Raw genomic sequence first — 25,173 nt, forward strand, 5'->3', positions numbered from 1 at the left:
TCATCTTTTTAATGAAAATATCAATATACAATCAGAATATTTTTGATATTAATTGATAGATAACCCACAAAGTTTAGACTTTTATTTGAGTGGAATAAAGTACTTGTTATGTTCTGACTATTATATTTATAAAATTCAACATTTATAAGTAAAAACGCAGAATTAATTAAAATAATACATTTTCAAGTTCTGTTTGAAAAACAAGCATTCATAAAAATATAAGGAAAAATTAAGAAGTACAAAACTGCATAAACACCAATAAAAACACATAAAAGACATTATCCAAATTAACCGACAATGAATTTAAACACAATCAGGAGATAGAAATTAAAATTAATCATAAATAAATATTACTTCTAATATAAAATACACAACACACACATACTAAGCAATTAATTTTCTATTGGCAAGAAGTTTGTTAATAGTAGAAACACACAAAAAAAAATTATTTCGAACATGTACAAAATTATTACTTTAGTTTTGGTAATGGCTTTTTGCTCCATTACCGCACAGGTGGGTATTAATACTACAACACCAGATGCAAGCTCCGCTTTAGACGTTACAAGCACTTCTAAAGGAGTTTTACTACCACGAATCAGCAATCTTTCCTCAATTACCAACCCAGCAACAGGGCTCGTTATTTTTGATACCAACAAAAAATGTATCAGCCAGAACGTAGGAACACCTGCCGCTCCGGATTGGGTATGTCTTTCTCCGTATGTAGCTAAATTTTTCTATATGCCAAGCGTAGTTTTTGACACGACTACAACAGCAACAGGGCAGACGAAAGATTTGTACACATTGTATAAAAATCAGTTTTCGAATGTACCGGCTAATGCAAGAAGTGCATCTGCTCCTGCTTCGATTCCGTTTTTTCCCAATGCAACAGATCTGCACTATTATGTGACGGGTTATGATACGTCTGTTTTCAAGATCAACAGCATCAGCAACACGGGTGTATTGAATTATGATGTTTTATCGAATGCTACTTCAGCCTCTTTCATCAACATCGTATTTGTTGTAAAATAAGCAGTCATGAAAAAGAATTTTAAAGGGCTGTCTCTGATGAGCCTGGTTTTCACACTGCTTACCAACTTCGTGTATGCGCAGACAGACAGTACAGAAGTGGCAAGTATCTACGGATTTTATTCCTATTCGAGTTCGCTGATGAATGCTTCTTCAGCATCTGAACTTACAATACAGGGAAATGCGTCGCATACTTCTACGGGTGTACAACTTACTCCGGCCAGTTCAGGCCAGTTTGGAGGATTGTTTATCAACGGAAGAACTTTTACTTCGGTAAACGGACTTCATGTTGAGTTTGAATATGAGATGAAAAATGGAACCGCCTTAGGAGGTACTTATGGTGACGGTTTATCATTCTTTCTTTATGACGGAGCGGTAACCAGCCCTACCATCGGATCACCGGGTGCCGGAATCGGGTATTCCTATAACAGAACGAAAGATACTTATTCCAGTCAGAGAAAAGCAGGTTTATCCGGAGCTTATTTGGGTATTGCACTGGATGAATTCGGGAATTTTAAATCTAAACGTTTTCAGGGTGATTCCAGAGTGAATGGTATTGCAGGCGTAACCTGGAGCCAGTCGACAAGTCATGTGACTTTAAGAGGCGCAAGAGGCGCTGCGATCAATACGACAGGTCTGGGAGCCGGATTTACAGGATACCCTGTTTTGGTGACCCGTTCTACCTTAAGTAATACAGGGACAGTGGGCAGAATCCTGCAGGCTGACAGAAGCTATCTGGCTACTTCCAATACACTGGCCTCTGTTTTTGATCTCCGAAATAATGCGGGAGAATTCAGAAAAGTATATCTGGATCTGATTCCACATTTTACAAGCCCAACGACAACGGATGGATTTGATATCAAAGTAGATATCCAGACTACTCAAAACGGCACGCCTACTAATGTTATCAACTATTATCACTATAAAACTTCAGTACCTTACACTGAAAATGCAAACCCTCAGACCTCTGATTTTAATACTTCAGATACGGAAGGTGGTGCAACTTCCCAAACCCTGGATGCAACGGTTCCGGCTGTTCTGAAACTAGGTTTTGCAGCAGCAACAGGAGCAGCGTTTCAACAGCAGATTATTCGAAATGTGAAACTTACTCTTCCCTATGCAGCGGTTGCCAACGATGATGTGACGTCTACCTGTAAGTTTCAGCCTGTGAATATTCCGGTTTTTGCTAATGATATAGCGTATAAAGGGGCTATCAGCATTACAACTCCGCCCACCGGAAGCAATGCGAATATCGATTATTCGACCTTCAGTTTTACAAAGAGCAGCGATACAGACCTTACACTGTACCGTAAAAAAGTAACTCCGGAAGGAACATGGACCTATAATAAATCCACAGGTATTGTTACGTTCAATCCATCAAGCGGATTTACAGGAACAGCAACAATGACGTATACAATAAAAGGAAGAACCGTAAAGGATTCGAATGGAAAGATCACTGAACCTTATGGCGACACCGCTTACCGTTCAGTTCCGGCAACGATTACTGTGAATTTAAAAACCACAGGGTGTATCTATTCTGTTATTTCCAACAAAATGGTAACACAGGGTGTAAAATAAAACCCAGGAGAAAACACAAATTCCATTATAAAAAAGCAGCAAAAAACCATAGAATTTTCTATGGTTTTTGTTTTATAATACCTGAGTGATAAGATTGTTTGAAAACCTCCTGTTTCTGCATTTTTTTAACGCGATATCAACAAACTCTATTATTGCTGTTATTATTTTTTCGATCGCAAAGAACGCAAGGTTTTTAAGGTATATGAATATTTAAGGCGCAAGAAAATCAAAGATTTTCAGCAAGGGGAATGATGAGATTGCTTCGTCGCTACGCTCCTCGCAATGACGACGTAATCAATTTTATCGGAGATAAAATCTTTGCGCCTTAAAACATGTTCTTGTCATTTAATTTGCGCCTTTGCGCTGTTCCAACTGTAAAAAAATTTCACTTGTTTTTTACCAATTTGCTTCTATACTGACAACCAAAGACTGACTGCTCTTTTTACTGAGTGAAACGCCTTGATGAACATTTTTTACGGTTTAATTAAAAAACAAAAAACGACCCGGAAAGAAAATCCGGATCGCTGAAAAAATTATAAGTAAAAAATGAAAGACTAATGATTAAAAATTATATCTCACTCCCAACTGCGCCTGGAACCTTGATGCAAACTGATCAACGGTATAAGGCAGTCCCGGTGTTTTGAAATTATAAGTAGGATCACCCGCAGCAGGCTGACCGGCAGCTACATTTCCAACTTTCGTAAGCCCTACGCTGGCGGTAGAATTAAAGGTATTAGGTACAAAATAGACTTTGCCCCAATCTTTATTCAGTAAATTGGTAAGATTGATAATGCTTATTGAAATCTGAATATTATTTTTAGATTTTTCGCTGAGTCTGATCTCATCCATAATTTTGAAATCGGCCTGAATGTTCCATGGGGTAACATCACCGTTTCTTTCTGTGAACTTTCCTCTTCTTGAGTTCAGATATTTATTTCCACCCACAAAATTTTCATAGTCTGCGATCTGCTGTTGGGCAGTTACCAGGACGTTTCCGGCTGCATCTTTAATAGGAACAATATATTTGGCGGCTTCTGCAGCATCTTTAAACACATAAGAAAGTCCTGCTGCCTGACCTGTATTTGCAATCGTGCTGTTTACAAATCCCCAGCTGAAAGGATTTCCGGATTGAGCATTAAAGTATACGTTAGCAGATAATCTGTTGGATTTTGAAAGCTCAAGACTGTATCCCAGATTCGCTACCACTCTGTTTTTGATAGCAAAATTGGAGGTTGTCAGCTTAGGATCATTCGGAGTCAGAGACTGGTTCATCTGCCAGTTACTTTCCATTGAGTTTCTGATTCCGTTGGTAATGTCTTTTGCGTCACCATACGTATAGGCTACGAAGAAATTAAACCCGAAATTATAGGCTTTGGAAATCTGCGCTGTCAGGTTGTAACGGTAGCCTTCCTTAGTGTTGGACAGAAGATAGGCGTTTGAGAAATTACTGTTGATATTGGTGGTGTATATCGGCATTTCATGATTCGTATCATAGCTGAAATACGTCACATTATCTGTTTTGTTCACCTGCTGGAATTTCAGGTCATAAAGCACTTTGGTATAAATTCCTTCCAGCGTAAGTTTGTATCCGGCCAATGTATAATCAAAGGCTAAAGAGCTTCTCCATACCCTCGGCATTTTAAAATTATTATCTATAAGGTCTACCTGAACCTTTGAAGAGTTCTGCCATTTCGGGAAATTACCGCTTACCAGAGGATCTCCGTTGGCAGCCAGCTGAGCAGCAGTCGGAGCATTATAATCATAGCTTCCGAAACCTACTCCATCATTATAATAAGCATACCCTAACCATGCAAAAGGAATTCTGCCCACGAAAATACCGGAACCTCCTCTTAACACCATAGACCGGTCTTCGGTAAGATCAAGATTAAATCCTAATCTCGGGGAGATGGTAGGCTTATTAAGATAATCATTCGAAAGTTGGCCTAGCGGCGTATAGCTGTAGGTATTTCCAAAGTTTGGATCCTGAGGAGAGCTCTGCACCATTTTGCTTAGCAGGGGCTTGTTCGGTAAATCTGTGTAATCTACACGTACTCCCGGTGATAATCTTAACCTTCCCCAATTGATTTCATCCTGAAAATACAGGGAGAAAAGATTGACTTTATATTGTGCGTAAGGATTATCAAAGAGTGTTTCTCTGCTGTCTCCGTTAAAAGGATATGTCCCTCTGATCCTTGATGGACTGGAATTATAGAAATCGGTCAGGTTTTTATAGGAAATCCTTCCGTTCAGGGCATTGACAAAGCCGTAATTGATGTTGTATAACTCATTATGCGTTCCCAACAAGAAAGTATGGTGTCCTGTTTTATAGGTAAGATTGTCTGTGATCTCAAAAGTTTTCTGTTTCATATTGAAAACAGTGGCCTCACGGTCATTCCCCAGAAGTACGGTTCCTCCGTTGTAGGAGATTTCCACTTGCGGAAACATGGCATTCCCGGAAGTAGGATCCCTGTAATCATGGATGGAAGAATATCCAACGACTAAATTATTATTCCATTTATCATTAAAACGGCTTTTCAACTCCAATGTCGTGGTGGAAGCATTATTTTTCTGAATAAAATCCATGCTTGAAAATCTGAAGTTCGCTCCATCTCTTTCAAGATTCGAGGCTTGAGAAAACACCGTATTGTTTTTAATGGATAAAGTGTGTTTATCGCTGATCTTCCAGTCCAACTTATTAAAAAGCTTCGCACTTTCTGAAAAGTTATTGTAGCTGTCGAAGCTCCCTACTTTAAAGCCATATTTATTTTTTACAAAATCTGAGATCTGCTGAGCCACGGGATCACTGACCAAAGCATTGGGATCATTGGCGTTATAGAATACAGGATCTGTTCTTTTGGTATATTCAAGATTCGTGAACAGGAAAACTTTGTCTCTTACCACAGGTAGTCCTACCCTTCCTCCGTAAATCATATCCTGAAAAGCGCTCGGCATCTTTGAATTGTCTCCCACCCTGTTGTTTCCGGTAATGGAAGCATTTCTTCCATATCCATAAATAGATCCGGTCACTTCATTACTTCCGCTTCGGGTTACTGCATTAATACTTCCACCCAGGAAGTTTCCAAGCTTTACATCATACGGCGCAATATAAACCTGCACATCCTGAATGGCATCCAGACTTATGGAATTGGAACGCGTACTGCTTCCCGGCATTCCGGAAGTTCCTGTCTGACCTCCCAAAGACGGGCTGAAACCAATCGCGTCGTTATTGATGGATCCGTCGATCGTAACGTTGTTGTATCTGAAATTCGTTCCGTTGAAAGAGTTATTGGCACTTTGCGGCACCAATTTGGTCACATCCTGAATTCCCCTGTTGATGTTGGGAAGTCCTGAAATCTGAGCCTGACTGATTCCTACTCCATATTTCGCGCCGGTCTTTTTAGAAGTGATCTTCACTTCATCAATTGTTTTTTCACCTGTATTGACTTCAACTACCGGCAAATCATTGTTTCCCAGCGAAAGCTGCACATTGGTATTAGAATAAATAATCTGTTTTCCATCCGATATTTCAATGGAATATGGGCCTCCCGGCTGAAGGTTGTCTAAACTAAACTGCCCCTTGCTGTTACTTTTGGTTTCGAAAGCACTGTTCGTAGGAATGTGTACGACCTTCACAGTAACCTCGGAAGAAATTCCTTTGAGCCTTCCAAAAATTTTAGAGCTGGTTTCCTGTGAAAATGCAAAGCCAAAGGATAATAAAGCAAAAGCACAGATTATTTTTTTCTTCATGATTTTATTGTTACAAATTCGGGAGTAAAATTAGACCTCAGAAATATCAAGTATGGTAACATAGAATTAACATTGTGTAAATGAATGTTTAATATTTCCTTAAAAAAAACTTAATACGGTCCTACTCTAAGGGTAAAGAATTTAGACCACATTCCTGCACAGATCGGCAAAAAATGCTTAATTTTAAAAAAATAAAATCATTTAATATGAAATTCGGACAAGTAGAAGACCCGTCAAAAATAGATTTTACACTTCCTAAAGACCACGCCAGAACTAAAGAAATTTTAAACCAAAATAAAAAAGGACTGGAAAATATTTCCATAGGATGTGCTAAATGGAACAAAACCGACCTTAAAGGATTTTACCCTAAAGGAACCAAAGACGAATTGACATATTACGCGAAGCAGTTTAATTCTATTGAACTGAACGCTACCTTTTACGGAATGCCTACCCCGGAACAGGTGGAAGTATGGAAAGAAAAAACACCGGAAAATTTTAAATTCTTCCCAAAGATCACCAACACGGTTTCTCACTTCAGAAGACTGATTGACGTGACGGAACCGGTGACCAATTTCGCATCAGCAGTGATGAATTTTGATGATAAACTGGGAATGGCTTTTCTGCAGCTTCATGATAATTTTAAACCTAAAGATTATGACAGGCTGGAAAAATTTGTCAAAGACTGGCCCAAAGAAGTTCCTTTAGCCATTGAGCTCCGCAACACCGAATGGTTCACTGATGAGGAAATTTTCAATACAACCTGTGAGCTTTTTGAAGCCAACAATATCACCAATATCATCGTAGATACGGCAGGAAGAAGAGATATGCTGCATATGCGTCTTACCACGCCCAATGCATTCATCCGCTACGTAGGTGCCAATGCCGAAAGTGATTATGAAAGACTGGATGACTGGATGAAACACCTGACCAAATGGAAGAAAGAAGGACTTCAGAATGTCTATTTCTTTGTTCACCAGAATATTGAAAAAGCATCGCCACTCCTTTCTGCTTATTTCATTAAAAAGATGAATGAGGACTGGAAGACGGATATTCATATTCCGCAAATGGCGACTGATAATAATGGGACGCTGTTTTAGATGTCAATGGTGAATTTTGCTTCGCAGTGAATGGTGAATGGTAGAATCAAGATGCAAGATTTTAGATTTCAGATACGAGACTTTTACATAGTAGTACTGGTGGCTTCGGGAGCCTTAGCCACCAGATATTCGTAGTTCATTTAATATGTTCGGATTCATAATTTCCAGCTCTAAAACCCTCCAACTCTCAGACTCTAAAACCCTCCGACTCTCAGACCGGCATCCCTACCTTTTCAATCACACTTACAAAAAGACACCTAAAAAACTGTTTTTGTAGAAAAAATTTAGTATCTTAGGATATACTGCTGCTCATATAGGGGGCACAGTATTTTTAAAATACAAAATGTCATGGAAAAAGAAATTTGCACGATAAGCATTACCAGCACCTGGCTTGGTGATGAATATACATTTTACGAAGATCACAGAATAAAAAGGGTCTACGATAATCACAGCCTGAGCGCCAACCGCACCGAATGGCTGGAACCGCATCAAATCAACAAACAGAATAAAGATAAACTGATTAAAAACTGCCCTGAAGAATTTAAGGAGCAGGTGATGCAGATTCTGGATTATCCTTGATAAAATGTATGGGTAATGAGTAATAAGCAATGAGTAATAGTATCAATTGTTTTATTATTACTCATTGCCCATTGCTTATTGCTTATTTTTTCTCAATAAAAGGACGAGGTTTAGAAACAGAAGCAAGAAATCTAAGGACACCCAGATTCCCAGTTTTGCATTTTCATAATTGTATGCGTCTACCTCTTTTTTTGCGGCCTCGGAAAGTCTTACACTTTGATTGATATAGTTCTGTACTTCTACAATCTGGTCAATATTTTTGTTCGGAACGGCGTGCTGGGAGAAATAGACCATGTTCTTTTTACCCAGATACCCTATGATCCAATATTCATCGGACTTATCCATTTTAAGATATTCTATCCTGTAGTATTCCGGACGTATTTTTCCGATATGTTTAGGTTCAAGAACTCCATTTTTAGCGCTGTCTACTTTGATGAGGTAAAAGTCCAGGGTTTGGGGAAGTTTATTGACTACCTGCAGCCCTACTGAATTATCTACAAAACTTACCGCACTTTTTTGGATGAACCAGTACGTAAAAATAGAGATTGAAAAAACCAATGTGAGGATTCTGAACAGTTTTGCCCATTTTGCCACCCTTCCTGATTTCACTTTATACAAAATCAAAGAAAGCACACTAGCCCAGAAGATAACAAAAATGATAAATACCATACTGCAAAGATACTGATTTAAGATTTTTCGGAAAGAAGGTTAATCAACATTCCATTCTTTGAAAAACTGATCGAGGAATCCCAGCATATAATCATGTCTTTGCTGAGCGATCTCTCTCCCTTTCTCAGTATTCATTAAATCCTTCAAAAGCAGAAGTTTTTCGTAGAAATGATTGATTGTCGTACCGTTGGATTTTTTATATTCATCTTTGGACATATTCAGACTGGGCTGGATCTCCGGGTCATACATCGGATTATTTTTAAACCCTCCGAAATTGAATGTTCTCCCGATCCCGATAGCCCCGATGGCATCAATACGGTCGGCATCCTGTACAATTTTAAGTTCAATCGGAAGTTCAGCCGGAGCCTCACCTCTGTTTTTAAACGAAATATTTTTAATGATAAATAATACCTGTTCTATCACTTCTTCCGAAACCTTTTGTCCTTCCAGAAACTCTCTTGCTATTTTGGGAGCAATGGTTTCATCCCCGTTATGAAATTTCGGATCTGCAATATCATGCAGCAAAGCGGAAAGTTCTACCACTTCCTGATTACAGTTTTCTGTTTCTGCTATTTTCCTGGACAGTTTCCATACTCTTTCGATGTGGTACCAGTCATGTCCTGCTTCAGCGCCTTCTAATTTTTCTTTTACAAATGCTACGGTGTTTTCGATCGTACTTTTCATTAAGCTGTCAATTCGTTTAAAATAATATTCCAGAGTTTTTTATTATAGCTTCTAAAAAAATTGACGTGTCCTATTTCTTTTTTGTCGGATTCAGATGTTTTTACCAGCCTGTAGGAAGGCTTAAGGTTGGGATAGGTAGTATTCAAAAGACTTAATACTCCTTTTTCAGTCAGCCACACATCATCTTCTGCCCGGATTACAAATACTTTTTGCGTCAGATTTTTAGAATAGTCATCAATTTTCTCCAACAGTCTGTTGGTTGATTTCCTGTTTAAAATTAAGGTTCTCCAGTCATATGCGCAATTTTTTGGAAGACTTTCTCCGAGCCCAAACCAATTGGCCGGAAAATATCCTAATAATCCGGTAGTTAAAGGCTGAACAATTCCAAATCCGAGATAAGCTTCTATTTTTGTCTTCCATTTCAGGTTTCCTACAAATGCATTCTGGGTTCCCACGAAAATGAATTCGTCAAACATTGCAGAATCTTCATTCATTCCCAGAATCAATGCGCCCACGGAATGTCCCAGACAGTACTTCTTATAGTCTGAAAATTCCTTTTTAATATATTGGGTAAGGGTTTTATAGTCTTCGGAACCCCAGATTCTCATAGACGCTTTAAAACCTTTCATGTTTTCAGGTTTTGAAAGCCCGATTCCTCTGTAATCATAAGCGATGACGGTAAATCCTTTTTCTGAAAAGAAACGGGCAAATGAAAAGTACACCTGCTGCTTCACACCTGTCGCCGAGTTGATCAGAAGCAGTTTTCCATTGCTTTTTTCAGGTCTGAAAAGATGAACCGCCAGCGATACCTGATCTTTTGTAATGAGTTCCAGTTTTTCCATAGGGTAAAAAGAAAAAATCCACTATAAAAGTGGAGATTTTACTTATATTTTTATGTTAAGTTTCTGACTTTCGATATGTGGTAAATAGCTTTAGGAAAAGAAATCCGACATTCTCGGAAGACCGGTCTGCGAACCTTTTCCTCCGGAAACCCTTGAAGAAACTTCATTCCCGAATTTCACACACTCCTCCACCGAGTTTCCATGGCAGAGTGCTACGGCAAATCCAGACGTAAAAGCGTCTCCCATTCCCATTTTGTAAACCGTTTCATCTTTGTCATTTCTAAAGTACTTCATTTCCGTACCGTCAAAATAGATCGTAGAATTCGTATCGTCTCTTACAAAAACCTTGTTGAAATATTTTTTAAGAATTTCTTCTCTTTTTTCCTCTCCGAAAACGGTATGAAGCTCGCTGCTTTTTGCTACAATGAAATCTACCATCTCAATAATGCCTTCACTGATTTTCATAGCCGGTGAGGCATAAAGTCCCACTTTTTTACCGTATTTCTTGGCTTTTCTGATAGTGTACTCCACCACTTCCATGGCGACTTCAAGCTGAACCAAAATAAGGTCTACCGTATGAAAATAACGGTCAGCTTCTTCTATATGTTGTATGCTGAGACGTTTATTAGCTGCCGGAACCACTACAATAGCTGCATTTCCGTGGCTGGTGGTTACATAGGCTGTTCCCGTAGATTCGGCATCCGTTTCATGAACGAAACCTACATTCACGTTTTCACCTACCAGATTTCTCATGATCTGCTGTCCCAAAGGGTCCATACCGACACATCCGATAAAATAAACGCTGGCTCCCAATCTTGCAGTTCCTACCGCCTGATTGGCTCCTTTTCCTCCAAAATAGCTGTCTGAATTCACGGCTAAAACCGTTTCATTCGGCTGTGGTATTTTTTCGGTCTCTAAAACCAGATCGATGGAAGAGCTTCCTACAACAATAATTTTGGGTTGTTCTGATGAGAATTTCATTGGTGTTTTATGTTAGCTTAATATATTGTATTCAAAAAACTAAGTTTCAAAAATAACTAATTTAATTAACTTATCTCAATAAATTCGGTAATTATCTTCACAGGCTTGTGATCTTTATCGTAGGCAATATAACTTGCATAAAAACCTTCACCGTATCCTGTTTCAAAGGCGAAAATAGTTCCGGGATGATCATCAGCCGGCTTCAGGAATGCATACTGATCTATAGCTCCTTTTTCATCAAAGAAATACTCATGGAAAAATTCTTCATAGATTCCCATGAAATCTGCTCCTTTGCTGTGATAAAGTCTCTTTTCAAGTTCGTTCAGACTGTTTTGGGTATCTACATCCATAAGACATCCCATCCCGCTTTCTACGGGATATCCGAAGATTTCTTCTTCTCCGAGATCCTTCACATTCTGTCCTGCAGTCACAGCCATTTCCCATTTTACGATTTCCGCAGTGCTGAAAATAACTTCCGCATACGCGACACAGTTGCTTTCTCTTTCTTTATGCAGTAAAACAGAAAAATCTCCTTTCGGAAATTCTGTCGTGAAAGCCTGCATATCATTTGTGATCAAAGGGTCACAAGCTACCAGCTTACCACTTGAAAGATAGAGTTTCCCTACTTCGAAGCTTTCCAGTAAAGGGCTTTCTACGAAGTTTTTTGAGAATAGTTTTTTTATGTTGTCTATGTGTGTCATTTAATTTTCGTTGTTTAAACTGTCAGGCTGAGCGGAGATAGAAAATCTGTGCTCAGCCTGACATTCCGACAAACTTACTGTCTATCTTTTAAATTTACAAACTTTTCAGCTTCTCTTCTAAAATAGCTATCTTATCATGAGCATCTTTCTGTTTCTGACGTTCTATTTCTACAACTTCAGGCTTGGCATTGGCTACAAATTTTTCATTGGAAAGCTTCTTGTCTACAGAGATCAGGAATCCTTTTAAATAAGCAACTTCTTCTTCTGTCTTCTTTTTCTCTTCAGCTAAATCTAAATTTTCACTTAGAGGAATAGAAACTTCAGTTGCCCCTACCAGGAATGTAAAGCTAGGTTTGGTCGTCTTTTCTCCGAAGTGAATGTCAGTCACATTCGCCAGCTTTCTGATTACGGCTTCATTGGCAAATTCCGAAGCACCGGTATACACCTCAACGGCTTCTCTAGGAGAAATCCCTTTGGTCTGACGGTAATTTCTGATTCCGGAAATGATATCTTCAGCCGTTTCGAAGTTTTTAATGATGTCTTCATTAAATGATTCCTCTTTTTTCTGTTGAGCAATAATTAATGCCTCTTCAATACTTCTTTCAGAAATCGTCTGCCATAATTCCTCTGTTAAGAAAGGCATAAACGGATGAAGCAACTTCATTAATTCTTCAAAGAAATATATGGTTTGATCATACACTTCTTTAGAAATTCCTTCTCCGTAATTGGGCTTAATAGCTTCCAGATACCAACCGCAGAAATCATCCCAAATCAATTTATAAATTAAATGAAGTGCATCTGAAATTCTGAATTTCCCAAACTGATCATTAATCTCAGCAATGGTTTTATTAAGCTTACTCTCAAACCATTCAATAGTTTGTTTATCTGCTGTATTGGCTGGTTTGTCTTCATGATTCCACATATTGATCAATCGGAAAGCATTCCAGATTTTTGTCGCAAAATTTCTTCCCTGCAACATCAGATCTTTATCAAAAAGCAAATCATTTCCTGCTGCAGAACTTAACAAAATTCCAACACGAACCCCATCTGCACCAAATTCAGAAATTAATTCCAACGGATCCGGTGAGTTTCCTAAAGATTTTGACATCTTTCTTCTTTGGCTGTCTCTTACAATCCCTGTGAAGTATACATTTTTGAACGGAACTTCTTTTTTGTATTCCAGTCCGGCCATGATCATTCTGGCTACCCAGAAGAAAATAATATCCGGACCTGTCACCAGGTCAGAGGTTGGATAGTAATAGTTGATGTCTTTATTTTCAGGATCCAGAAGACCATCGAATACAGACATCGGCCATAACCATGATGAGAACCAGGTATCCAGAGCATCTTCGTCCTGTCTCAGGTTTTCGGTTGTCAGTTGCTCATTGCTGGTTTTTTGCTTCGCTAATACTAAAGCGTCTTCAATGTTTTCTGCAACCACAAAATCATTTTCTCCATCTCCATAGTAGAATGCCGGAATCTGTTGTCCCCACCAAAGCTGACGGGAAATATTCCAGTCACGGATGTTTTCCATCCAGTGCTTATAGGTATTTTTGAATTTCTCAGGGTAAAATTTAACCTCATCATTCATTACTACTTCTAAAGCCGGCGGCGCCATTTCAGACATTTTAAGGAACCACTGCACAGAAACTTTAGGCTCAATAACGGCACCTGTTCTTTCTGAAGTTCCTACTTTATTTACATAATCTTCTGCTTTCAGTAAAAGATCTTTTTCCTGTAATTCTTTTGCGATCTGCTTTCTTACATCAAATCTGTTCTGACCTGCGTAATGAAGACCGTGCTCATTAAGATTTCCGTCATCATCCAAAGCATCGATCATTTTCAGCTGATGCTTCTGTCCGATCTCGTAGTCATTGGTATCATGAGCAGGTGTAATTTTCAACGCTCCTGTTCCGAATTCAATATCAACATATTCGTCTTCTATGATAGGAATTACTCTGCCAACGATCGGTACGATTACATTCTTACCTTTCAGATGAGCATATCTTTCGTCATTAGGGTTGATACATACGGCAGTATCCCCGAAAATAGTTTCGGGACGCGTAGTTGCTACGGAAAGAAATTCTTCCGAACCTTCGATTTTATATTTAAGGAAATATAATTTTCCGTTCTGCTCTTTAAATATTACCTCTTCATCAGAGATATTGGTTTTTGCTTCCGGATCCCAGTTAACCATTCTATAGCCTCTGTAGATGAGTCCTTTATTATATAGGTCTACGAAACTCTTGATCACCTGCTGAGATAATTTTTCCTCCATGGTGAAACGGGTTCTGTCCCAGTCGCATGAGCATCCCAGCTTTTTCAGCTGCTCAAGGATGGTTCCTCCATATTTGTCAGTCCATTCCCATGCATGTTTTAAGAATTCTTCACGGGTAATATCTGATTTACTGACCCCTTCAGACTTCAGTTTAGCAACAACTTTGGCTTCAGTGGCAATTGAAGCGTGATCTGTGCCCGGAATCCAGCAGGCATTAAAGCCCTGCATTCTTGCACGGCGGACGAGAACATCTTGAATGGTATTGTTCAGCATATGTCCCATGTGTAATATCCCCGTTACGTTTGGCGGAGGAATTACCACAGTATATGGTGGTTTCTCATTAGGCTCCGAATGGAAAAATTTGTTTTCCATCCAGAAGTTGTACCATTTCTGTTCAGTTTCCTGTGGATTGTACTTTTCTGAAATCTGCATAAAATTCTATTTCTTTTGCTTACAATTTGCAAAAATAGTCTAAAGAAAAAAAATTTTAAGTATGAATTAAAATAATTTTTAACTTTGTTTCTCAAAATTTATCTAACAAACATATTAACATTCAAGAATATGAAAAAATTAATTGCAGGAATTGCATTATTTGGGACATTTGCATTAGCTTCTGCACAGACTATTACATTTGATAAAACTACTTTTGACTATGGTACTATCAAACCAAGTGCGGACGGTACAAGATTCTTTACAGTAACGAATACCGGAGACAAGCCTTTGATCCTTTCTAACGTAAAGCCTTCTTGCGGATGTACAACTCCTGAATTCAGCCAGGATCCGATCATGCCAGGAAAATCTGCTAAAATTAAAGTAGGATACAACACGACACTTAACGGACCTTTCAACAAAATGATTGAGGTTTTCTCTAACGACCCTGCTAATAGCAGAAGCGTAATCTATATCAAAGGAAATGTAGATGCAAGTGCTCCTGAGCCTAAGCCATTAACTGCTGAAGAGCAAAAAGCAGCCGCTAAAGCTGAAAAGAAAGCCGCTAAACTTGCTAAAAAAGCAGCAGCAAAGTAAATCTTTACTAAAAAAATAAAGGAACCGTCTTCATTGGAGGCGGTTTTTTTATTACATTTAAGTGAGAGATTAGAAATTAGAGGTTAGATGTTAGATGTTAGATTTCAGACATCAGATTTAGAAGCTTGAAATTAGAAGTTAATTACAAACTTTCCTTTAATTTCTTAATCTCTCAATCTTTAAATCATTAAATTTTTCAATCATTAAATATAAAAAAACATGGACACCAATTTCTCAGATGATTTCCTGGTAAAAGGAAAATTTTCAATAAAAAAAGCTTCAACAGAATATAAAGGCAAGCTGACCAAAGAAGAAGGCGGGCAGCTTTTAATCAAAGAAAAAGAAAAACTTCGCGAGCTCCAGGAAAAACTGTATGCAGATGGGAGTCAATCTCTGCTTGTGATCCTTCAGGCGATGGATGCAGCGGGAAAAGACAGCCTGATAGAGCATGTTTTCGGAGGGGTAAATCCTCAGGGTTGTAATGTGACCAGCTTTAAAACACCCAGCTCAAAAGAATATGCCCACGACTTTTTGTGGAGACATTATCTGGCGCTTCCGCAGAAAGGAATGATCGGTATCTTCAACAGATCTCATTATGAAAGCGTTCTGGTATGTAAAGTTCATCCTGAATATAATCTTAGTGAGAAAACATGGTCTTCTGTAAAGGATTTCGATGGCAAATTCTGGGAAAACAGATATGAAAGCATCCGAAATTTTGAACAGCATCTTGCCCACAACGGAACCACCATTGTGAAAATATTTCTGAATGTTTCCAAGGATGAACAGAAAAAAAGATTACTGGACAGAATCAACGAACAGGAGAAGAACTGGAAGTTTTCAGCTGCTGATCTTCCGGAAAGGGCTCTTTTTCCACAATATATGGAAGCTTATGAAACCGCTATTAACGAAACATCAAAAGATCATGCCCCCTGGTATGTGCTTCCTGCGGACAATAAATGGTTTGCAAGAGTAGCCGCTATTCAGATCATTATCGATACGTTGGAAAAGATGGATCTCAAGTACCCTCAGGTAGGTGAAAAGGAAAAAAATGAGCTTCTCGAAGCTAAAAAAACACTTGAGAGTGAATAAACCAAAAATGTAAAATATTACCTCATAGCTAAGTACTGGTAAATAAATTTAACTTAAAAGACACCAAAAAGTGAATAATTTATTGTTCATGTGATTTTTTTTTATAAATTTATCAAAAATTAATTTTTTACCCCAAATTATTAAACTTTAGCTATGAAAAAACTCTTATTATTACCGTTAATCGCCGTAATATGTCTTATTTCCTGTACCAGTGAAGGAACTGCTGTCAATACGGTACAAAACATGAAGACTCCACAAATGGAGAACTTCGATAAAGCTTTCAAAAGCCTTAACGACCCACAAAACAGACCTACTGATGAGGAAAAAAGCAGAAACACTTCTGAACTGAGCGACAGAAGAAAGGCTCTTCTTGTTCCTGCATCCAAGGAGCTGATCCTTTCTTCCGGCGTTACAGAAGCTGAACTCACAAGAAAAACCGGTGGCGATATGAGCCAGATTATTGTGTGGGCTACCAACATCTATATGCAGAAAAGTGACGAGATCCGTAAGAACTTAAAATCTGAATAACAGATGAAAAAGGTTTTACTGCTACTCGGCATATGCTCCGTTTCTTCGGCATATGCTCAGGGAGGAATGCTGATCATTCAGAATTTCACCACCAACTACGATTTCCGTGGAGCTATTTTTGCCAGTAACAATGCAGGAGGCTGTTATCCAATTGTCGCCAACCAAAATCCTGATGCGATCGTTGTACCGGCAGGAGCCACTGCAAAATATGAAAATTACAGAGACCAGTATTCTTCCTCCGCCTTTCCGGTTACTTCCTGGAATGTTAATTTTGGTCCAGGATCTACCGTCTTACCAAGGCTATGGAGCCATCCCAGTCTGATGCCTGGTGGTGTGATTTCCAATAACACCAAATGGTCGATGTCCAAATTCCAGATGTTTCACGCCGGAACTTCTGTCCCTGAAACCTACTTTAACGGAAATATCGGGGAAACAGTCGCTGCGTGTAATACTGTTCCCGATGTGATCAACACAGCCTGGGGAAATGCCAAGTGGTTCACCATCACAGCAGGCACAGATGTTTACACCTATCTAGTCATTCAATAAATCATTTACCTTATATCACTATGAAAAAGATACCATTACTTTTATCCGCTCTGGCAGGTTTTCTTGCTTTTGCGCAAACTTCTCCTCTCGTTATTCAAAACTACAGTGCCTATAATGCAGAAGGCAGACTTCGTACGAGCTCAATAAATCCATCGGGCCCTTATATGTATGCAGCCCCTAATATTCCTTACGGATCATTCACGATACCTGCAGGAGGGTTTACCCAGTACGATAAATTCAGCACAGCCGGGACAGCTCCTTATGGGATCACATTATGGTATGTTGGAGACCCTACGAATCCAGCGAATAATGGAACGTATGCGTATAATCATCCTTTTATTGCTGCTGTAATGGATCCTACCAATGTATGGGCGGGATTTGATTTCATTCTTAAGGATCCTGTAACCCAAAACGGAGTAGATCAGTTCCGGATGGGAGATCCTGCCGTAGACCCTTGGTTCGTGAGTACAGCAACCGGAACTTTTTCAAGTGCCGACTGGTTCACCATCACTACGCCTAGCGGCCCAACCACTTATCTGCAGATCTTTTAAATAACCGGTAGCTGTTCTGCAGCTGCCTGTTTTATTGAAAGCCATTGATCCGGAAAGCAGCTTTTTGCTTTCTCAGGAAGATCTATGCTTAAACTTTACTAACCTTTTAAAACTTATTCTAATATAATTTAATCATGAAAAAATTCTTTTTATCGGCTGCCATAGCCGTTTTAACCTTAGTATCATGCAGCAATGAAGGCGCTGCTGTAAACACTGTGGAAACTATGAAAACGCCACAGATGGAAAAATTTGACAAAGCTTTTAAAAGCCTTGGAGATCCGCAGAACAGACCTACCGAAGAGGAGAAAAAAAGAAATACTTCGGAGCTGAGTGACAGAAGAAAAGCACTTCTTGTTCCGGCTTCCAAAGAGCTGATTCTTTCTATAGGTGTTACAGAAAACGAATTGACGAGAAAAACAGGTGGAGATATGAGCCAGATCATCGTTTGGGCTACTCAGATTTATATGCAGAAAAGTGATGAAATACGCAGAAACTTAAAATCTGAGAAATAAATTATGAAAAAGCTTTTAACCATTTTGGGATTCATGTCCATATCCTTTGCTTATGCGCAGGGAGGTCCCATTATCATTAATAATTATACTGGTGCTGATTTTCATACCAGAATTACTGCAGCGAATCTTACTACACCGGGATGTTATTTTTATGCAGCCTTAGACAATCCTGAACTTGTGATTCCCAGTGGAGGTATGGTGAGCTATAATAGTTTCAATATTCCGGGTACGATTTGGAAGGTTTCTACATCATCTTCGGGTGCCACGCCAAGACCGGGAAGTCATCCGAGTCTAATGTTAGGAGGCGTGATCTCAAGCAATACCAAATGGGTGATGTCTCAATTCCAGTTTTACCAGTCCGGAACAGCTTTAACATCGGGAGGCGTAGGTGATCCGGCTTATACCTGCAACCCTGTTCCCGGTTATATGTTTACTCCGGAAGGATCTGTAGAATGGTTTACCATCACGAGTGGCGGAACAACCTACACTTATCTTCAGGCACTTTAAAATTGATAAACACTAACTATTAAACGAATGACAATATGAAAAAACTAAGCATTATTCTGGGTATTCTGGCGGGAATGGGTATTTCAGCCCAGTCTTCCACACTGGTTATCAATAATTACAGCGCTTATGATGCTGCGGGAAGGTTTATGACTGTGGGTTCCTTAGGTTCTGGATCGTCACAGCCTTATATGTATGCTCTTCCTAATGCACCTTATAGTGTATACACGATTCCGGCAGGAGGCTACACCAAGTATGATAAATTTGATAATACAGGCGGAGCAAATCCTATCCCGATTCCCGGATGGTTTTATATTGATCCGCTGAACAGTGCCAATACAGGAAATTACGCCTACAATCACCCTATTATTACAGCCGTAACTCCTATCGACGAATGGATGGGATTTGCTTTCAACCTTACGGACAGCACAGGATATTCCTATGACAGCTTTGAGGTAGGAGATCCTGTACTTTCAGGAGGTTTTCTGCAATCTACTCAAAACGGGCCCAACACCAGCTCTTCTGCGGACTGGTTTACGATTACCTCATCCGGAAGCCAGATCACTTATTTCCAGATTTATTAATCATCATTATATCCATAACCTTAACTCAATAAAACTGATCATTTTTAAACAATCTAACTATGAAAAAATACTTTTTATCAGCTGTAATAGCTGTTTTAGCCTTAGCATCATGTAACAATGAAAGCGCTTCTGTGAATACTGTGGAAACTATGAAAACGCCGCAGATGGAAAAATTTGATAAGGCGTTTAAAAGCCTCGGAGATCCTCAGAACAGACCTACGGAAGAGGAGAAAAAAAGAAATACGTCTGAACTGAGTGACAGAAGAAAGGCGCTTCTTGTTCCGGCATCGAAAGAACTGATTATTTCCAGCGGCGTTACAGAAGCCGAGCTTTCCAGAAAAACAGGAGGTGATATGAGCCAGATTATCGTTTGGGCTACCCAGATCTATATGCAGAAAAGTGATGAAATCCGTAAGAATATTAAATCTGATAAATAATTCCTGCCATGAAAAAAATAGTAATCCTACTTGGAATCACAATGGCTTCTCTGGCTTATTCTCAGGGCGGAACCATGATCGTGAATAACTATACTCCATATGAATACCGCGGAGGTATAATCGCCAATAACTTTGCAGGGGGATGCTACCCTGTCATTGGGACTACCGACACAGTTATTGTTCCTCCGAACTCGCATACCGGCAATGGCAATGCTCTGATATACTCCAATTACAGGGATCAGTTTACCTCATCGCTGTATCCGATGCCGAACTGGACGGTGAGTCTCTCATCCACCAACAGCAATGTGAGACCCTGGAACTTCGGGAGCTTAATACCGGGAGGAGCCATTTCCAATAATACAAAATGGTCCGCTTCCAAGTTTGCCATGTATGATCCGGTAACCAATCTTTATATCCCGGAATTCAGTACTACGGTGAGCCTTGCAGGAAACTCGTGCTACATGGCACCGGACTTTTATGCCACTCCGAACGGAGCCAACAGTGCGGAGATCTTCACTATCACGACCGGTACAGGCCTGGTTGAAACCTACCTACAGCTTTATTAAAACCTCATATAATTAATCATCTTAAAAATTGAACTATGAAAAAATATTTTTTATCCGCTGTAATAGCTGTTTTAACCTTAGCATCATGTAACAATGAAGGCTCTGCCGTAAATACTGTGGAAACCATGAAAACGCCACAGATGGAAAAATTTGACAAAGCTTTTAAAAGCCTTGGAGATCCTCAGAACAGACCTACGGAAGAGGAGAAAAAAAGAAATACGTCTGAACTGAGCGACAGAAGGAAAGCACTTTTGGTTCCGGCATCGAAAGAACTGATTATTTCCAGCGGCGTTACAGAAGCTGAACTGACGAGAAAAACAGGTGGTGACATGAGCCAGATCATCGTTTGGGCTACCCAAATCTATATGCAGAAGAGCGATGAAATCAGAAAGAATATTAAATCCGATAAATAAGTATCATTATGAAAAAAATATTGACGATTCTGGGAATCACAGTGGCTTCTTTTGTGTATTCACAGGGAGGAACGCTTATTGTGAACAACTATACTCCCTATGATTTTTATGGAGCCATCATTGCAAACAATTTCGCGGGTGGATGTTATCCTATGGTAAGCCCGAACACCCCTAACAGCATGATCACCGTTCCTGCCAATGCCAATATGGGTACGGGAACCGAGCTGAGGTATGACAATTACAGAGATCAATACTCCTCATCCCTGTACCCTATATACGAATGGAATGTAAATCTCTCGCCCACCAACGGGCAGCCACGGATATGGAGCCACCCTGCCATAATGCCAGGTTCTATTGTTGCTCTCAACACAAGATGGGCTTCTACAAAGTTTCAAATGCGTTTTGCAGGTACTACATCGAATGTTCCTGAGTTCAATGCCAATTTAAGTTTGTCAGGAAATCCATGTAATTCTGCTGATGACTTTTTTAACACGATATCCGGAGCTAACAGTGCGGATATGTTTACGATATCGAGCGGAGGAATCAATTATACTTATATCCAACTTTATTAATATTAATTATGAAAAAATATTTTTTATCAGCTGTAATAGCTGTTGTAACCTTAGCATCATGTAACAATGAAAGTGCTGCCGTGAATACTGTGGAAACGATGAAAACGCCACAGATGGAGAAATTCGACAAAGCGTTTAAAAGCCTCGGAGATCCTCAGAACAGACCTACAGAAGAGGAGAAAAAAAGAAATACGTCGGAGCTGAGTGACAGAAGGAAAGCGCTTTTGGTTCCGGCATCGAAAGAACTGATTATTTCCACAGGCGTTACAGAAGCTGAACTGACGAGAAAAACAGGCGGAGACATGAGCCAGATCATCGTTTGGGCCACTCAGATTTATATGCAGAAAAGTGACGAAATCAGAAAAAACATTAAATCCTAAAATTAAATCATCATGAAAAAATTACTAACTGTACTAGGCATAGCCGCTTTTTCTCTAGGGTATTCCCAGGGAGGAACTCTTATTCTGAATAACTATTCTCATTATGATTTTTATGGGTTCATCATAGCCAACAATATTGCCGGAGGATGTTACCCTTATATCACCTCTGCCAATCCGGACATGGTGAGAGTTCCTGCGGATTCTCATATGGGCAACGGACATGAGCTGAGATATGACAATTACAGAGACCAGTATGGTTCATCTTTGTATCCAATGGCTTCATGGCACATATCTACCTCCAGTGCACTTGGTATCGTAAGACCCTATAATCACGGTTCTTTAGCACCCGGTGGCGTTTTTTCAAACAATACCAGATGGGCCACTACAAAATTTGTGATGTATTATCCGGGAACAACGGACCTGGCGCCTGATGATTTTAACGGTGCCATCACTATTGCAACCAACTCATGCTATACCGCATCTAATAATCTTACTTCAACTACGGGGAACAACAGTGCGGAAATATTTACGATCTCGAGTGGAGCATCCACTACCACCTACATTCAACTTTATTAATCTGATTGAATTATGAAAAAGATTTTAGCTATCATAGGAACAGCTGCTGCTTCTTTTGTTTATTCGCAGGGTACCATCATCATTAATAATTATTCTAAATTTGATTTTCATGGGTTTATTATTGCTGCCGGTTCTACAGCCGGATGCTATCCCCGTGTAGGAAATGATGGCGAGATCGTAGTTCCTGCAGATTCTCATATGGGGAACGGTAAGGAACTGATCTACAAAGATTACTACGGCCAGTTTATGTCTTCTTTGTATCCTACCGCTAACTGGGCTGTCACATTAAGTCCTACCAATTCTTCCATCATGGCCTGGAATAATCCGAATCTTTCACCCACCGGAACTATTTCAAGCACAACCCGATGGTTTGCCACTAAATTTGATATGACGGAAGCCGGAACCACTATATCCTCACCGGATTTTCGTGCCAATTTAAATCTCTCAAATCCCTGCAACCCAACTGCGTATAGTTATTACGATACTCCTTCGGGAGACAACAGTGCGGAAATTTTCACGATAGGAGCCGTCACTTATCTGCAGCTGTTTTAATGCAGAATTCCGAATACTTAAACTAATTATAAAATCATGAAAAAGATATTCACTGTTCTTACACTATCATTACTGTCATCTGCTTATGCACAGCACAGTCTCATGATCGTCAATAACTACTCTACGACCTTTGATTTTCAGGGAAAAATAGGGGCTCATAATTTCGCAGGCAGCTGCTATCCTTATGTAACATCGAGCACTCCGACGGCCATCACTGTTCCGGCAGATTCGCATCAGGGTAACGGTAAAGAACTGGCTTATAAAAATTTCAGAGACCAGTTTGCAAGCTCTCTTTACCCTACCACTAACTGGACACTGCAGACCACTGCCACTAACTCTTCGGTAAGATCATGGAATCATCCAAGCATAGCACCGGGCGGTGTTATTTCCGAGAATGTGAAATGGGCATCTTCCCAGTTTCAGATGTATTATGCGGGTACCTCCACTCCGGAACCTGGTTTCAGCGGACAGATCGGGGAATCTCCTGATCCGTGCACGGGTGCGCCGGGATATATTTCTACCCCATATGGAGAGGCTGAATGGTTTAACATTACGATAGCTAATGTTACCTATTCTTTTTTGCAAATTTATTAATCAAAAAAAATCTAACCTAAATTCTAATTTACTATGAAAAAACTTTTTATATCAGCAGCTTTTGCCACTTTAACCTTAGTATCCTGTAATAATGAAGGGAGCGCCGTGAATACCGTAGAAAGTATGAAAACGCCCCAAATGGAAAAGTTCGACAAAGCTTTTAAAAGTTTGGGAGATCCACAAAACAGACCTACGGAAGAGGAAAAGAAAAGAAATACATCCGAACTGAGTGACAGAAGAAAAGCCCTTCTTGTTCCTGCCTCTAAAGAACTGATCATTTCCACTGGTATTACGGAAGCTGAACTAACGAGAAAAACCGGCGGTGATATGAGCCAGATCATCGTTTGGGCTACCCAGATCTATATGCAGAAAAGCGATGAGATCAGAAAAAACATTAAATCTGATAAATAATCCATGAGAAAAATTTTAACCGTATTTGGAATAGCAGCAGCATCTCTGGTGTATTCCCAGGGGATGTTTATGCTTAATAATTATTCCCCGCATGATTTCCACGGAAATCTGATGGCTATGAATTTCAATGGCTGTGTTCCTGCCGTGATGAATAACGATCCTGCCACGATGGTAGTTCCCGCCAATTCACACATGGGAAACAGTCTTGCATGGAAAATAGACAATTACAGAGATCAGTTCGCTTCTTCTCTATATCCTGTGAATAACTGGATTGTAACTCTGGGAACAACATCTTCAACCATAAGATCTTGGAATCACGGCAGCCTTATGCCGGGCGGTGTTATTTCCAACAATACCCAATGGGCGACTTCAAAATTCCATATGTACTATGCCGGAACAGGAAACAAGGTAATCGGTTTCAATACCAATTTAGGAAACGCCACTCCTAACTCATGTATTACAAGCGTAGATTATTTTTCCACTCCGGACGGTACTGCAGAATGGTTTACTATCTCAACAGGGAGTACAACAACAACTTATCTTCAAATATATCCATGAAAAAAACAGCAGCTTTATTATTGGGTTTAATGGGAATATTTTCCTCCGCACAAACTTCATCTTTTGTATTTAACAATTACAATGGGTATGATGCGGTTGGAAGACTGATGACCTGCAGCCCTACACCGGGACTTGTTCGCTATATGTACGCTTCGCCTAACGGATCTTTTGGTTCATATACAATGCCCGCAGGAATTTCTTCCTTCTATTCGTCATTCGGAACTACAGGTTTAGCACCTTTTCCTATGAATATGAATTATTGGAATATCACAGATCCCAGCAACACAGCAAATAATGTATCCTATCCGTATAACCACAGCTACATCACCTCTACGATGTCTTCCATCAACGAGTGGGCGTCATTTCACTTTTTCCTGATGGACAGTGCAGGAAATACGATAGACTCTTATCTTGTGGGAGATCCGAACGTGGCCATTAATGCCGGCGTCACTGCCAATGCTTATCAGGTAGGCCCGAACAGTGGTATAGAAGCCGAGTGGTTTACCATTTCAACATCTACCGGAAAGGTTACTTATTTCAGTATCTATCCATAAAAAAAGCGGAGAACTTTCTCCGCTTTCTTTTTATAAAT

At 39.6% G+C, this 25,173-nt stretch carries 30 protein-coding genes; 23 read left to right on the forward strand and 7 right to left on the reverse strand.

What is annotated here, in order from left to right:
• Nucleotides 1-456 precede the first annotated feature (456 nt).
• The gene (locus tag IW22_RS18250; RefSeq protein ID WP_034729299.1) at nucleotides 457-1,029 is read left to right on the forward strand and encodes a hypothetical protein; all 573 of its coding nucleotides are present in this window, start codon (nucleotides 457-459) and stop codon (nucleotides 1,027-1,029) included.
• Between the two features lie 6 nt (nucleotides 1,030-1,035).
• Nucleotides 1,036-2,604 carry a hypothetical protein gene (locus tag IW22_RS18255; RefSeq protein ID WP_034729302.1) on the forward strand — a complete coding sequence of 523 codons (1,569 nt, stop codon included), beginning with the start codon at nucleotides 1,036-1,038 and terminating at the stop codon, nucleotides 2,602-2,604.
• A gap of 561 nt (nucleotides 2,605-3,165) precedes the next feature.
• Here the strand turns inward: IW22_RS18255 and IW22_RS18260 are convergent.
• Nucleotides 3,166-6,351 (reverse strand): TonB-dependent receptor, encoded by a 3,186-nt coding sequence (locus tag IW22_RS18260; protein ID WP_034729303.1) that lies wholly within the window; start codon nucleotides 6,349-6,351, stop codon nucleotides 3,166-3,168.
• 206 nt (nucleotides 6,352-6,557) lie between these two features.
• Here IW22_RS18260 and IW22_RS18265 point away from each other — a divergent pair, with 206 nt between their 5' ends.
• Entirely contained in the window at nucleotides 6,558-7,448 is an 891-nt protein-coding gene (locus tag IW22_RS18265) for a DUF72 domain-containing protein (RefSeq protein ID WP_034729496.1), read from the forward strand.
• Between the two features lie 348 nt (nucleotides 7,449-7,796).
• Nucleotides 7,797-8,027, forward strand: a complete 231-nt coding sequence (locus tag IW22_RS18270) for a hypothetical protein (protein WP_034729304.1) — start codon at nucleotides 7,797-7,799, stop codon at nucleotides 8,025-8,027.
• Nucleotides 8,028-8,102: 75 nt separating this feature from the next.
• Here IW22_RS18270 and IW22_RS18275 read toward each other — a convergent pair whose 3' ends face one another.
• From IW22_RS18275 to IW22_RS18300, 6 genes are all read right to left on the reverse strand, one after another.
• Nucleotides 8,103-8,696 (reverse strand): hypothetical protein, encoded by a 594-nt coding sequence (locus tag IW22_RS18275; protein WP_051891298.1) that lies wholly within the window; start codon nucleotides 8,694-8,696, stop codon nucleotides 8,103-8,105.
• A gap of 39 nt (nucleotides 8,697-8,735) precedes the next feature.
• A complete protein-coding gene (locus IW22_RS18280; protein WP_034729305.1) occupies nucleotides 8,736-9,380 on the reverse strand; it encodes an HD domain-containing protein in 645 nt (214 codons plus the stop codon).
• On the reverse strand, nucleotides 9,380-10,222 hold the full coding sequence (locus IW22_RS18285) for an alpha/beta fold hydrolase (RefSeq protein ID WP_034729307.1): 843 nt from the start codon (nucleotides 10,220-10,222) through the stop codon (nucleotides 9,380-9,382). Before IW22_RS18285 ends, IW22_RS18280 begins: the two co-directional genes overlap by 1 nt.
• 90 nt (nucleotides 10,223-10,312) lie before the next feature.
• Nucleotides 10,313-11,203, reverse strand: a complete 891-nt coding sequence (locus IW22_RS18290; protein WP_034729310.1) for a ribokinase — start codon at nucleotides 11,201-11,203, stop codon at nucleotides 10,313-10,315.
• A 65-nt stretch (nucleotides 11,204-11,268) separates the two neighbouring features.
• On the reverse strand, nucleotides 11,269-11,904 hold the full coding sequence (locus IW22_RS18295) for a DUF4241 domain-containing protein (RefSeq protein ID WP_034729313.1): 636 nt from the start codon (nucleotides 11,902-11,904) through the stop codon (nucleotides 11,269-11,271).
• Nucleotides 11,905-11,998: 94 nt separating this feature from the next.
• Nucleotides 11,999-14,614, reverse strand: coding sequence for a valine--tRNA ligase (locus IW22_RS18300; RefSeq protein WP_034729316.1), 2,616 nt, complete (start codon nucleotides 14,612-14,614; stop codon nucleotides 11,999-12,001).
• 129 nt (nucleotides 14,615-14,743) lie between these two features.
• Between IW22_RS18300 and IW22_RS18305 the strand changes: the two genes are divergently transcribed.
• The 19 genes from IW22_RS18305 (at nucleotide 14,744) to IW22_RS18395 (ending at nucleotide 25,135) form a co-directional block, all read left to right on the forward strand.
• Nucleotides 14,744-15,208, forward strand: coding sequence for a DUF1573 domain-containing protein (locus tag IW22_RS18305; RefSeq protein WP_034729320.1), 465 nt, complete (start codon nucleotides 14,744-14,746; stop codon nucleotides 15,206-15,208).
• Between the two features lie 219 nt (nucleotides 15,209-15,427).
• On the forward strand, nucleotides 15,428-16,297 hold the full coding sequence (locus tag IW22_RS18310; RefSeq protein WP_034729323.1) for a polyphosphate kinase 2 family protein: 870 nt from the start codon (nucleotides 15,428-15,430) through the stop codon (nucleotides 16,295-16,297).
• Between the two features lie 153 nt (nucleotides 16,298-16,450).
• Entirely contained in the window at nucleotides 16,451-16,825 is a 375-nt protein-coding gene (locus tag IW22_RS18315) for a hypothetical protein (protein WP_034729326.1), read from the forward strand.
• Between the two features lie 3 nt (nucleotides 16,826-16,828).
• A complete protein-coding gene (locus IW22_RS18320) occupies nucleotides 16,829-17,371 on the forward strand; it encodes a hypothetical protein (RefSeq protein WP_034729329.1) in 543 nt (180 codons plus the stop codon).
• A 20-nt stretch (nucleotides 17,372-17,391) separates the two neighbouring features.
• Nucleotides 17,392-17,922 carry a hypothetical protein gene (locus IW22_RS18325; RefSeq protein WP_034729332.1) on the forward strand — a complete coding sequence of 177 codons (531 nt, stop codon included), beginning with the start codon at nucleotides 17,392-17,394 and terminating at the stop codon, nucleotides 17,920-17,922.
• Between the two features lie 134 nt (nucleotides 17,923-18,056).
• Nucleotides 18,057-18,434, forward strand: coding sequence for a hypothetical protein (locus IW22_RS18330; protein ID WP_034729335.1), 378 nt, complete (start codon nucleotides 18,057-18,059; stop codon nucleotides 18,432-18,434).
• A 3-nt stretch (nucleotides 18,435-18,437) separates the two neighbouring features.
• Nucleotides 18,438-18,941: a hypothetical protein gene (locus IW22_RS18335; RefSeq protein WP_034729338.1), complete on the forward strand. Its 504-nt coding sequence runs from the start codon at nucleotides 18,438-18,440 to the stop codon at nucleotides 18,939-18,941.
• Between the two features lie 35 nt (nucleotides 18,942-18,976).
• Nucleotides 18,977-19,522 carry a hypothetical protein gene (locus IW22_RS18340; protein ID WP_034729341.1) on the forward strand — a complete coding sequence of 182 codons (546 nt, stop codon included), beginning with the start codon at nucleotides 18,977-18,979 and terminating at the stop codon, nucleotides 19,520-19,522.
• Between the two features lie 59 nt (nucleotides 19,523-19,581).
• Nucleotides 19,582-19,959, forward strand: coding sequence for a hypothetical protein (locus tag IW22_RS18345; RefSeq protein WP_034729343.1), 378 nt, complete (start codon nucleotides 19,582-19,584; stop codon nucleotides 19,957-19,959).
• Nucleotides 19,960-19,967: 8 nt separating this feature from the next.
• Nucleotides 19,968-20,525, forward strand: coding sequence for a hypothetical protein (locus IW22_RS18350; protein ID WP_034729346.1), 558 nt, complete (start codon nucleotides 19,968-19,970; stop codon nucleotides 20,523-20,525).
• 35 nt (nucleotides 20,526-20,560) lie between these two features.
• Complete coding sequence (locus IW22_RS18355; RefSeq protein ID WP_034729349.1) at nucleotides 20,561-20,938, forward strand: hypothetical protein; 378 nt, start codon at nucleotides 20,561-20,563, stop codon at nucleotides 20,936-20,938.
• Between the two features lie 8 nt (nucleotides 20,939-20,946).
• Nucleotides 20,947-21,510, forward strand: coding sequence for a hypothetical protein (locus IW22_RS18360; protein WP_034729352.1), 564 nt, complete (start codon nucleotides 20,947-20,949; stop codon nucleotides 21,508-21,510).
• An 8-nt stretch (nucleotides 21,511-21,518) separates the two neighbouring features.
• On the forward strand, nucleotides 21,519-21,890 hold the full coding sequence (locus IW22_RS18365) for a hypothetical protein (protein ID WP_034729355.1): 372 nt from the start codon (nucleotides 21,519-21,521) through the stop codon (nucleotides 21,888-21,890).
• A gap of 12 nt (nucleotides 21,891-21,902) precedes the next feature.
• A complete protein-coding gene (locus tag IW22_RS18370) occupies nucleotides 21,903-22,466 on the forward strand; it encodes a hypothetical protein (protein WP_034729357.1) in 564 nt (187 codons plus the stop codon).
• A 12-nt stretch (nucleotides 22,467-22,478) separates the two neighbouring features.
• A complete protein-coding gene (locus IW22_RS18375; protein ID WP_034729360.1) occupies nucleotides 22,479-23,018 on the forward strand; it encodes a hypothetical protein in 540 nt (179 codons plus the stop codon).
• Nucleotides 23,019-23,054: 36 nt separating this feature from the next.
• Complete coding sequence (locus IW22_RS18380) at nucleotides 23,055-23,612, forward strand: hypothetical protein (RefSeq protein WP_131401761.1); 558 nt, start codon at nucleotides 23,055-23,057, stop codon at nucleotides 23,610-23,612.
• Nucleotides 23,613-23,645: 33 nt separating this feature from the next.
• The gene (locus IW22_RS18385; RefSeq protein WP_034729364.1) at nucleotides 23,646-24,023 is read left to right on the forward strand and encodes a hypothetical protein; all 378 of its coding nucleotides are present in this window, start codon (nucleotides 23,646-23,648) and stop codon (nucleotides 24,021-24,023) included.
• Nucleotides 24,024-24,026: 3 nt separating this feature from the next.
• The gene (locus IW22_RS18390; protein WP_034729366.1) at nucleotides 24,027-24,581 is read left to right on the forward strand and encodes a hypothetical protein; all 555 of its coding nucleotides are present in this window, start codon (nucleotides 24,027-24,029) and stop codon (nucleotides 24,579-24,581) included.
• A complete protein-coding gene (locus IW22_RS18395) occupies nucleotides 24,578-25,135 on the forward strand; it encodes a hypothetical protein (RefSeq protein ID WP_034729368.1) in 558 nt (185 codons plus the stop codon). Before IW22_RS18390 ends, IW22_RS18395 begins: the two co-directional genes overlap by 4 nt.
• The last annotated feature ends 38 nt before the right edge of the window (nucleotides 25,136-25,173 follow it).

Origin of the sequence: Chryseobacterium sp. JM1 (genome assembly GCF_000737715.1) — a bacterium.
Lineage (GTDB): Bacteria > Bacteroidota > Bacteroidia > Flavobacteriales > Weeksellaceae > Chryseobacterium.

Excerpts from the sequence above, each read along its gene's own strand:
- IW22_RS18250 (WP_034729299.1), top strand. The coding sequence starts at position 457 with ATGTACAAAATTATTACTTTAGTTTTGGTAATGGCTTTTTGCTCCATT.
- IW22_RS18255 (WP_034729302.1), top strand. The coding sequence starts at position 1,036 with ATGAAAAAGAATTTTAAAGGGCTGTCTCTGATGAGCCTGGTTTTCACA.
- IW22_RS18260 (WP_034729303.1), bottom strand. The coding sequence starts at position 6,351 with ATGAAGAAAAAAATAATCTGTGCTTTTGCTTTATTATCCTTTGGCTTT.
- IW22_RS18265 (WP_034729496.1), top strand. The coding sequence starts at position 6,558 with ATGAAATTCGGACAAGTAGAAGACCCGTCAAAAATAGATTTTACACTT.
- IW22_RS18270 (WP_034729304.1), top strand. The coding sequence starts at position 7,797 with ATGGAAAAAGAAATTTGCACGATAAGCATTACCAGCACCTGGCTTGGT.
- IW22_RS18275 (WP_051891298.1), bottom strand. The coding sequence starts at position 8,696 with ATGGTATTTATCATTTTTGTTATCTTCTGGGCTAGTGTGCTTTCTTTG.
- IW22_RS18280 (WP_034729305.1), bottom strand. The coding sequence starts at position 9,380 with ATGAAAAGTACGATCGAAAACACCGTAGCATTTGTAAAAGAAAAATTA.
- IW22_RS18285 (WP_034729307.1), bottom strand. The coding sequence starts at position 10,222 with ATGGAAAAACTGGAACTCATTACAAAAGATCAGGTATCGCTGGCGGTT.
- IW22_RS18290 (WP_034729310.1), bottom strand. The coding sequence starts at position 11,203 with ATGAAATTCTCATCAGAACAACCCAAAATTATTGTTGTAGGAAGCTCT.
- IW22_RS18295 (WP_034729313.1), bottom strand. The coding sequence starts at position 11,904 with ATGACACACATAGACAACATAAAAAAACTATTCTCAAAAAACTTCGTA.
- IW22_RS18300 (WP_034729316.1), bottom strand. The coding sequence starts at position 14,614 with ATGCAGATTTCAGAAAAGTACAATCCACAGGAAACTGAACAGAAATGG.
- IW22_RS18305 (WP_034729320.1), top strand. The coding sequence starts at position 14,744 with ATGAAAAAATTAATTGCAGGAATTGCATTATTTGGGACATTTGCATTA.
- IW22_RS18310 (WP_034729323.1), top strand. The coding sequence starts at position 15,428 with ATGGACACCAATTTCTCAGATGATTTCCTGGTAAAAGGAAAATTTTCA.
- IW22_RS18315 (WP_034729326.1), top strand. The coding sequence starts at position 16,451 with ATGAAAAAACTCTTATTATTACCGTTAATCGCCGTAATATGTCTTATT.
- IW22_RS18320 (WP_034729329.1), top strand. The coding sequence starts at position 16,829 with ATGAAAAAGGTTTTACTGCTACTCGGCATATGCTCCGTTTCTTCGGCA.
- IW22_RS18325 (WP_034729332.1), top strand. The coding sequence starts at position 17,392 with ATGAAAAAGATACCATTACTTTTATCCGCTCTGGCAGGTTTTCTTGCT.
- IW22_RS18330 (WP_034729335.1), top strand. The coding sequence starts at position 18,057 with ATGAAAAAATTCTTTTTATCGGCTGCCATAGCCGTTTTAACCTTAGTA.
- IW22_RS18335 (WP_034729338.1), top strand. The coding sequence starts at position 18,438 with ATGAAAAAGCTTTTAACCATTTTGGGATTCATGTCCATATCCTTTGCT.
- IW22_RS18340 (WP_034729341.1), top strand. The coding sequence starts at position 18,977 with ATGAAAAAACTAAGCATTATTCTGGGTATTCTGGCGGGAATGGGTATT.
- IW22_RS18345 (WP_034729343.1), top strand. The coding sequence starts at position 19,582 with ATGAAAAAATACTTTTTATCAGCTGTAATAGCTGTTTTAGCCTTAGCA.
- IW22_RS18350 (WP_034729346.1), top strand. The coding sequence starts at position 19,968 with ATGAAAAAAATAGTAATCCTACTTGGAATCACAATGGCTTCTCTGGCT.
- IW22_RS18355 (WP_034729349.1), top strand. The coding sequence starts at position 20,561 with ATGAAAAAATATTTTTTATCCGCTGTAATAGCTGTTTTAACCTTAGCA.
- IW22_RS18360 (WP_034729352.1), top strand. The coding sequence starts at position 20,947 with ATGAAAAAAATATTGACGATTCTGGGAATCACAGTGGCTTCTTTTGTG.
- IW22_RS18365 (WP_034729355.1), top strand. The coding sequence starts at position 21,519 with ATGAAAAAATATTTTTTATCAGCTGTAATAGCTGTTGTAACCTTAGCA.
- IW22_RS18370 (WP_034729357.1), top strand. The coding sequence starts at position 21,903 with ATGAAAAAATTACTAACTGTACTAGGCATAGCCGCTTTTTCTCTAGGG.
- IW22_RS18375 (WP_034729360.1), top strand. The coding sequence starts at position 22,479 with ATGAAAAAGATTTTAGCTATCATAGGAACAGCTGCTGCTTCTTTTGTT.
- IW22_RS18380 (WP_131401761.1), top strand. The coding sequence starts at position 23,055 with ATGAAAAAGATATTCACTGTTCTTACACTATCATTACTGTCATCTGCT.
- IW22_RS18385 (WP_034729364.1), top strand. The coding sequence starts at position 23,646 with ATGAAAAAACTTTTTATATCAGCAGCTTTTGCCACTTTAACCTTAGTA.
- IW22_RS18390 (WP_034729366.1), top strand. The coding sequence starts at position 24,027 with ATGAGAAAAATTTTAACCGTATTTGGAATAGCAGCAGCATCTCTGGTG.
- IW22_RS18395 (WP_034729368.1), top strand. The coding sequence starts at position 24,578 with ATGAAAAAAACAGCAGCTTTATTATTGGGTTTAATGGGAATATTTTCC.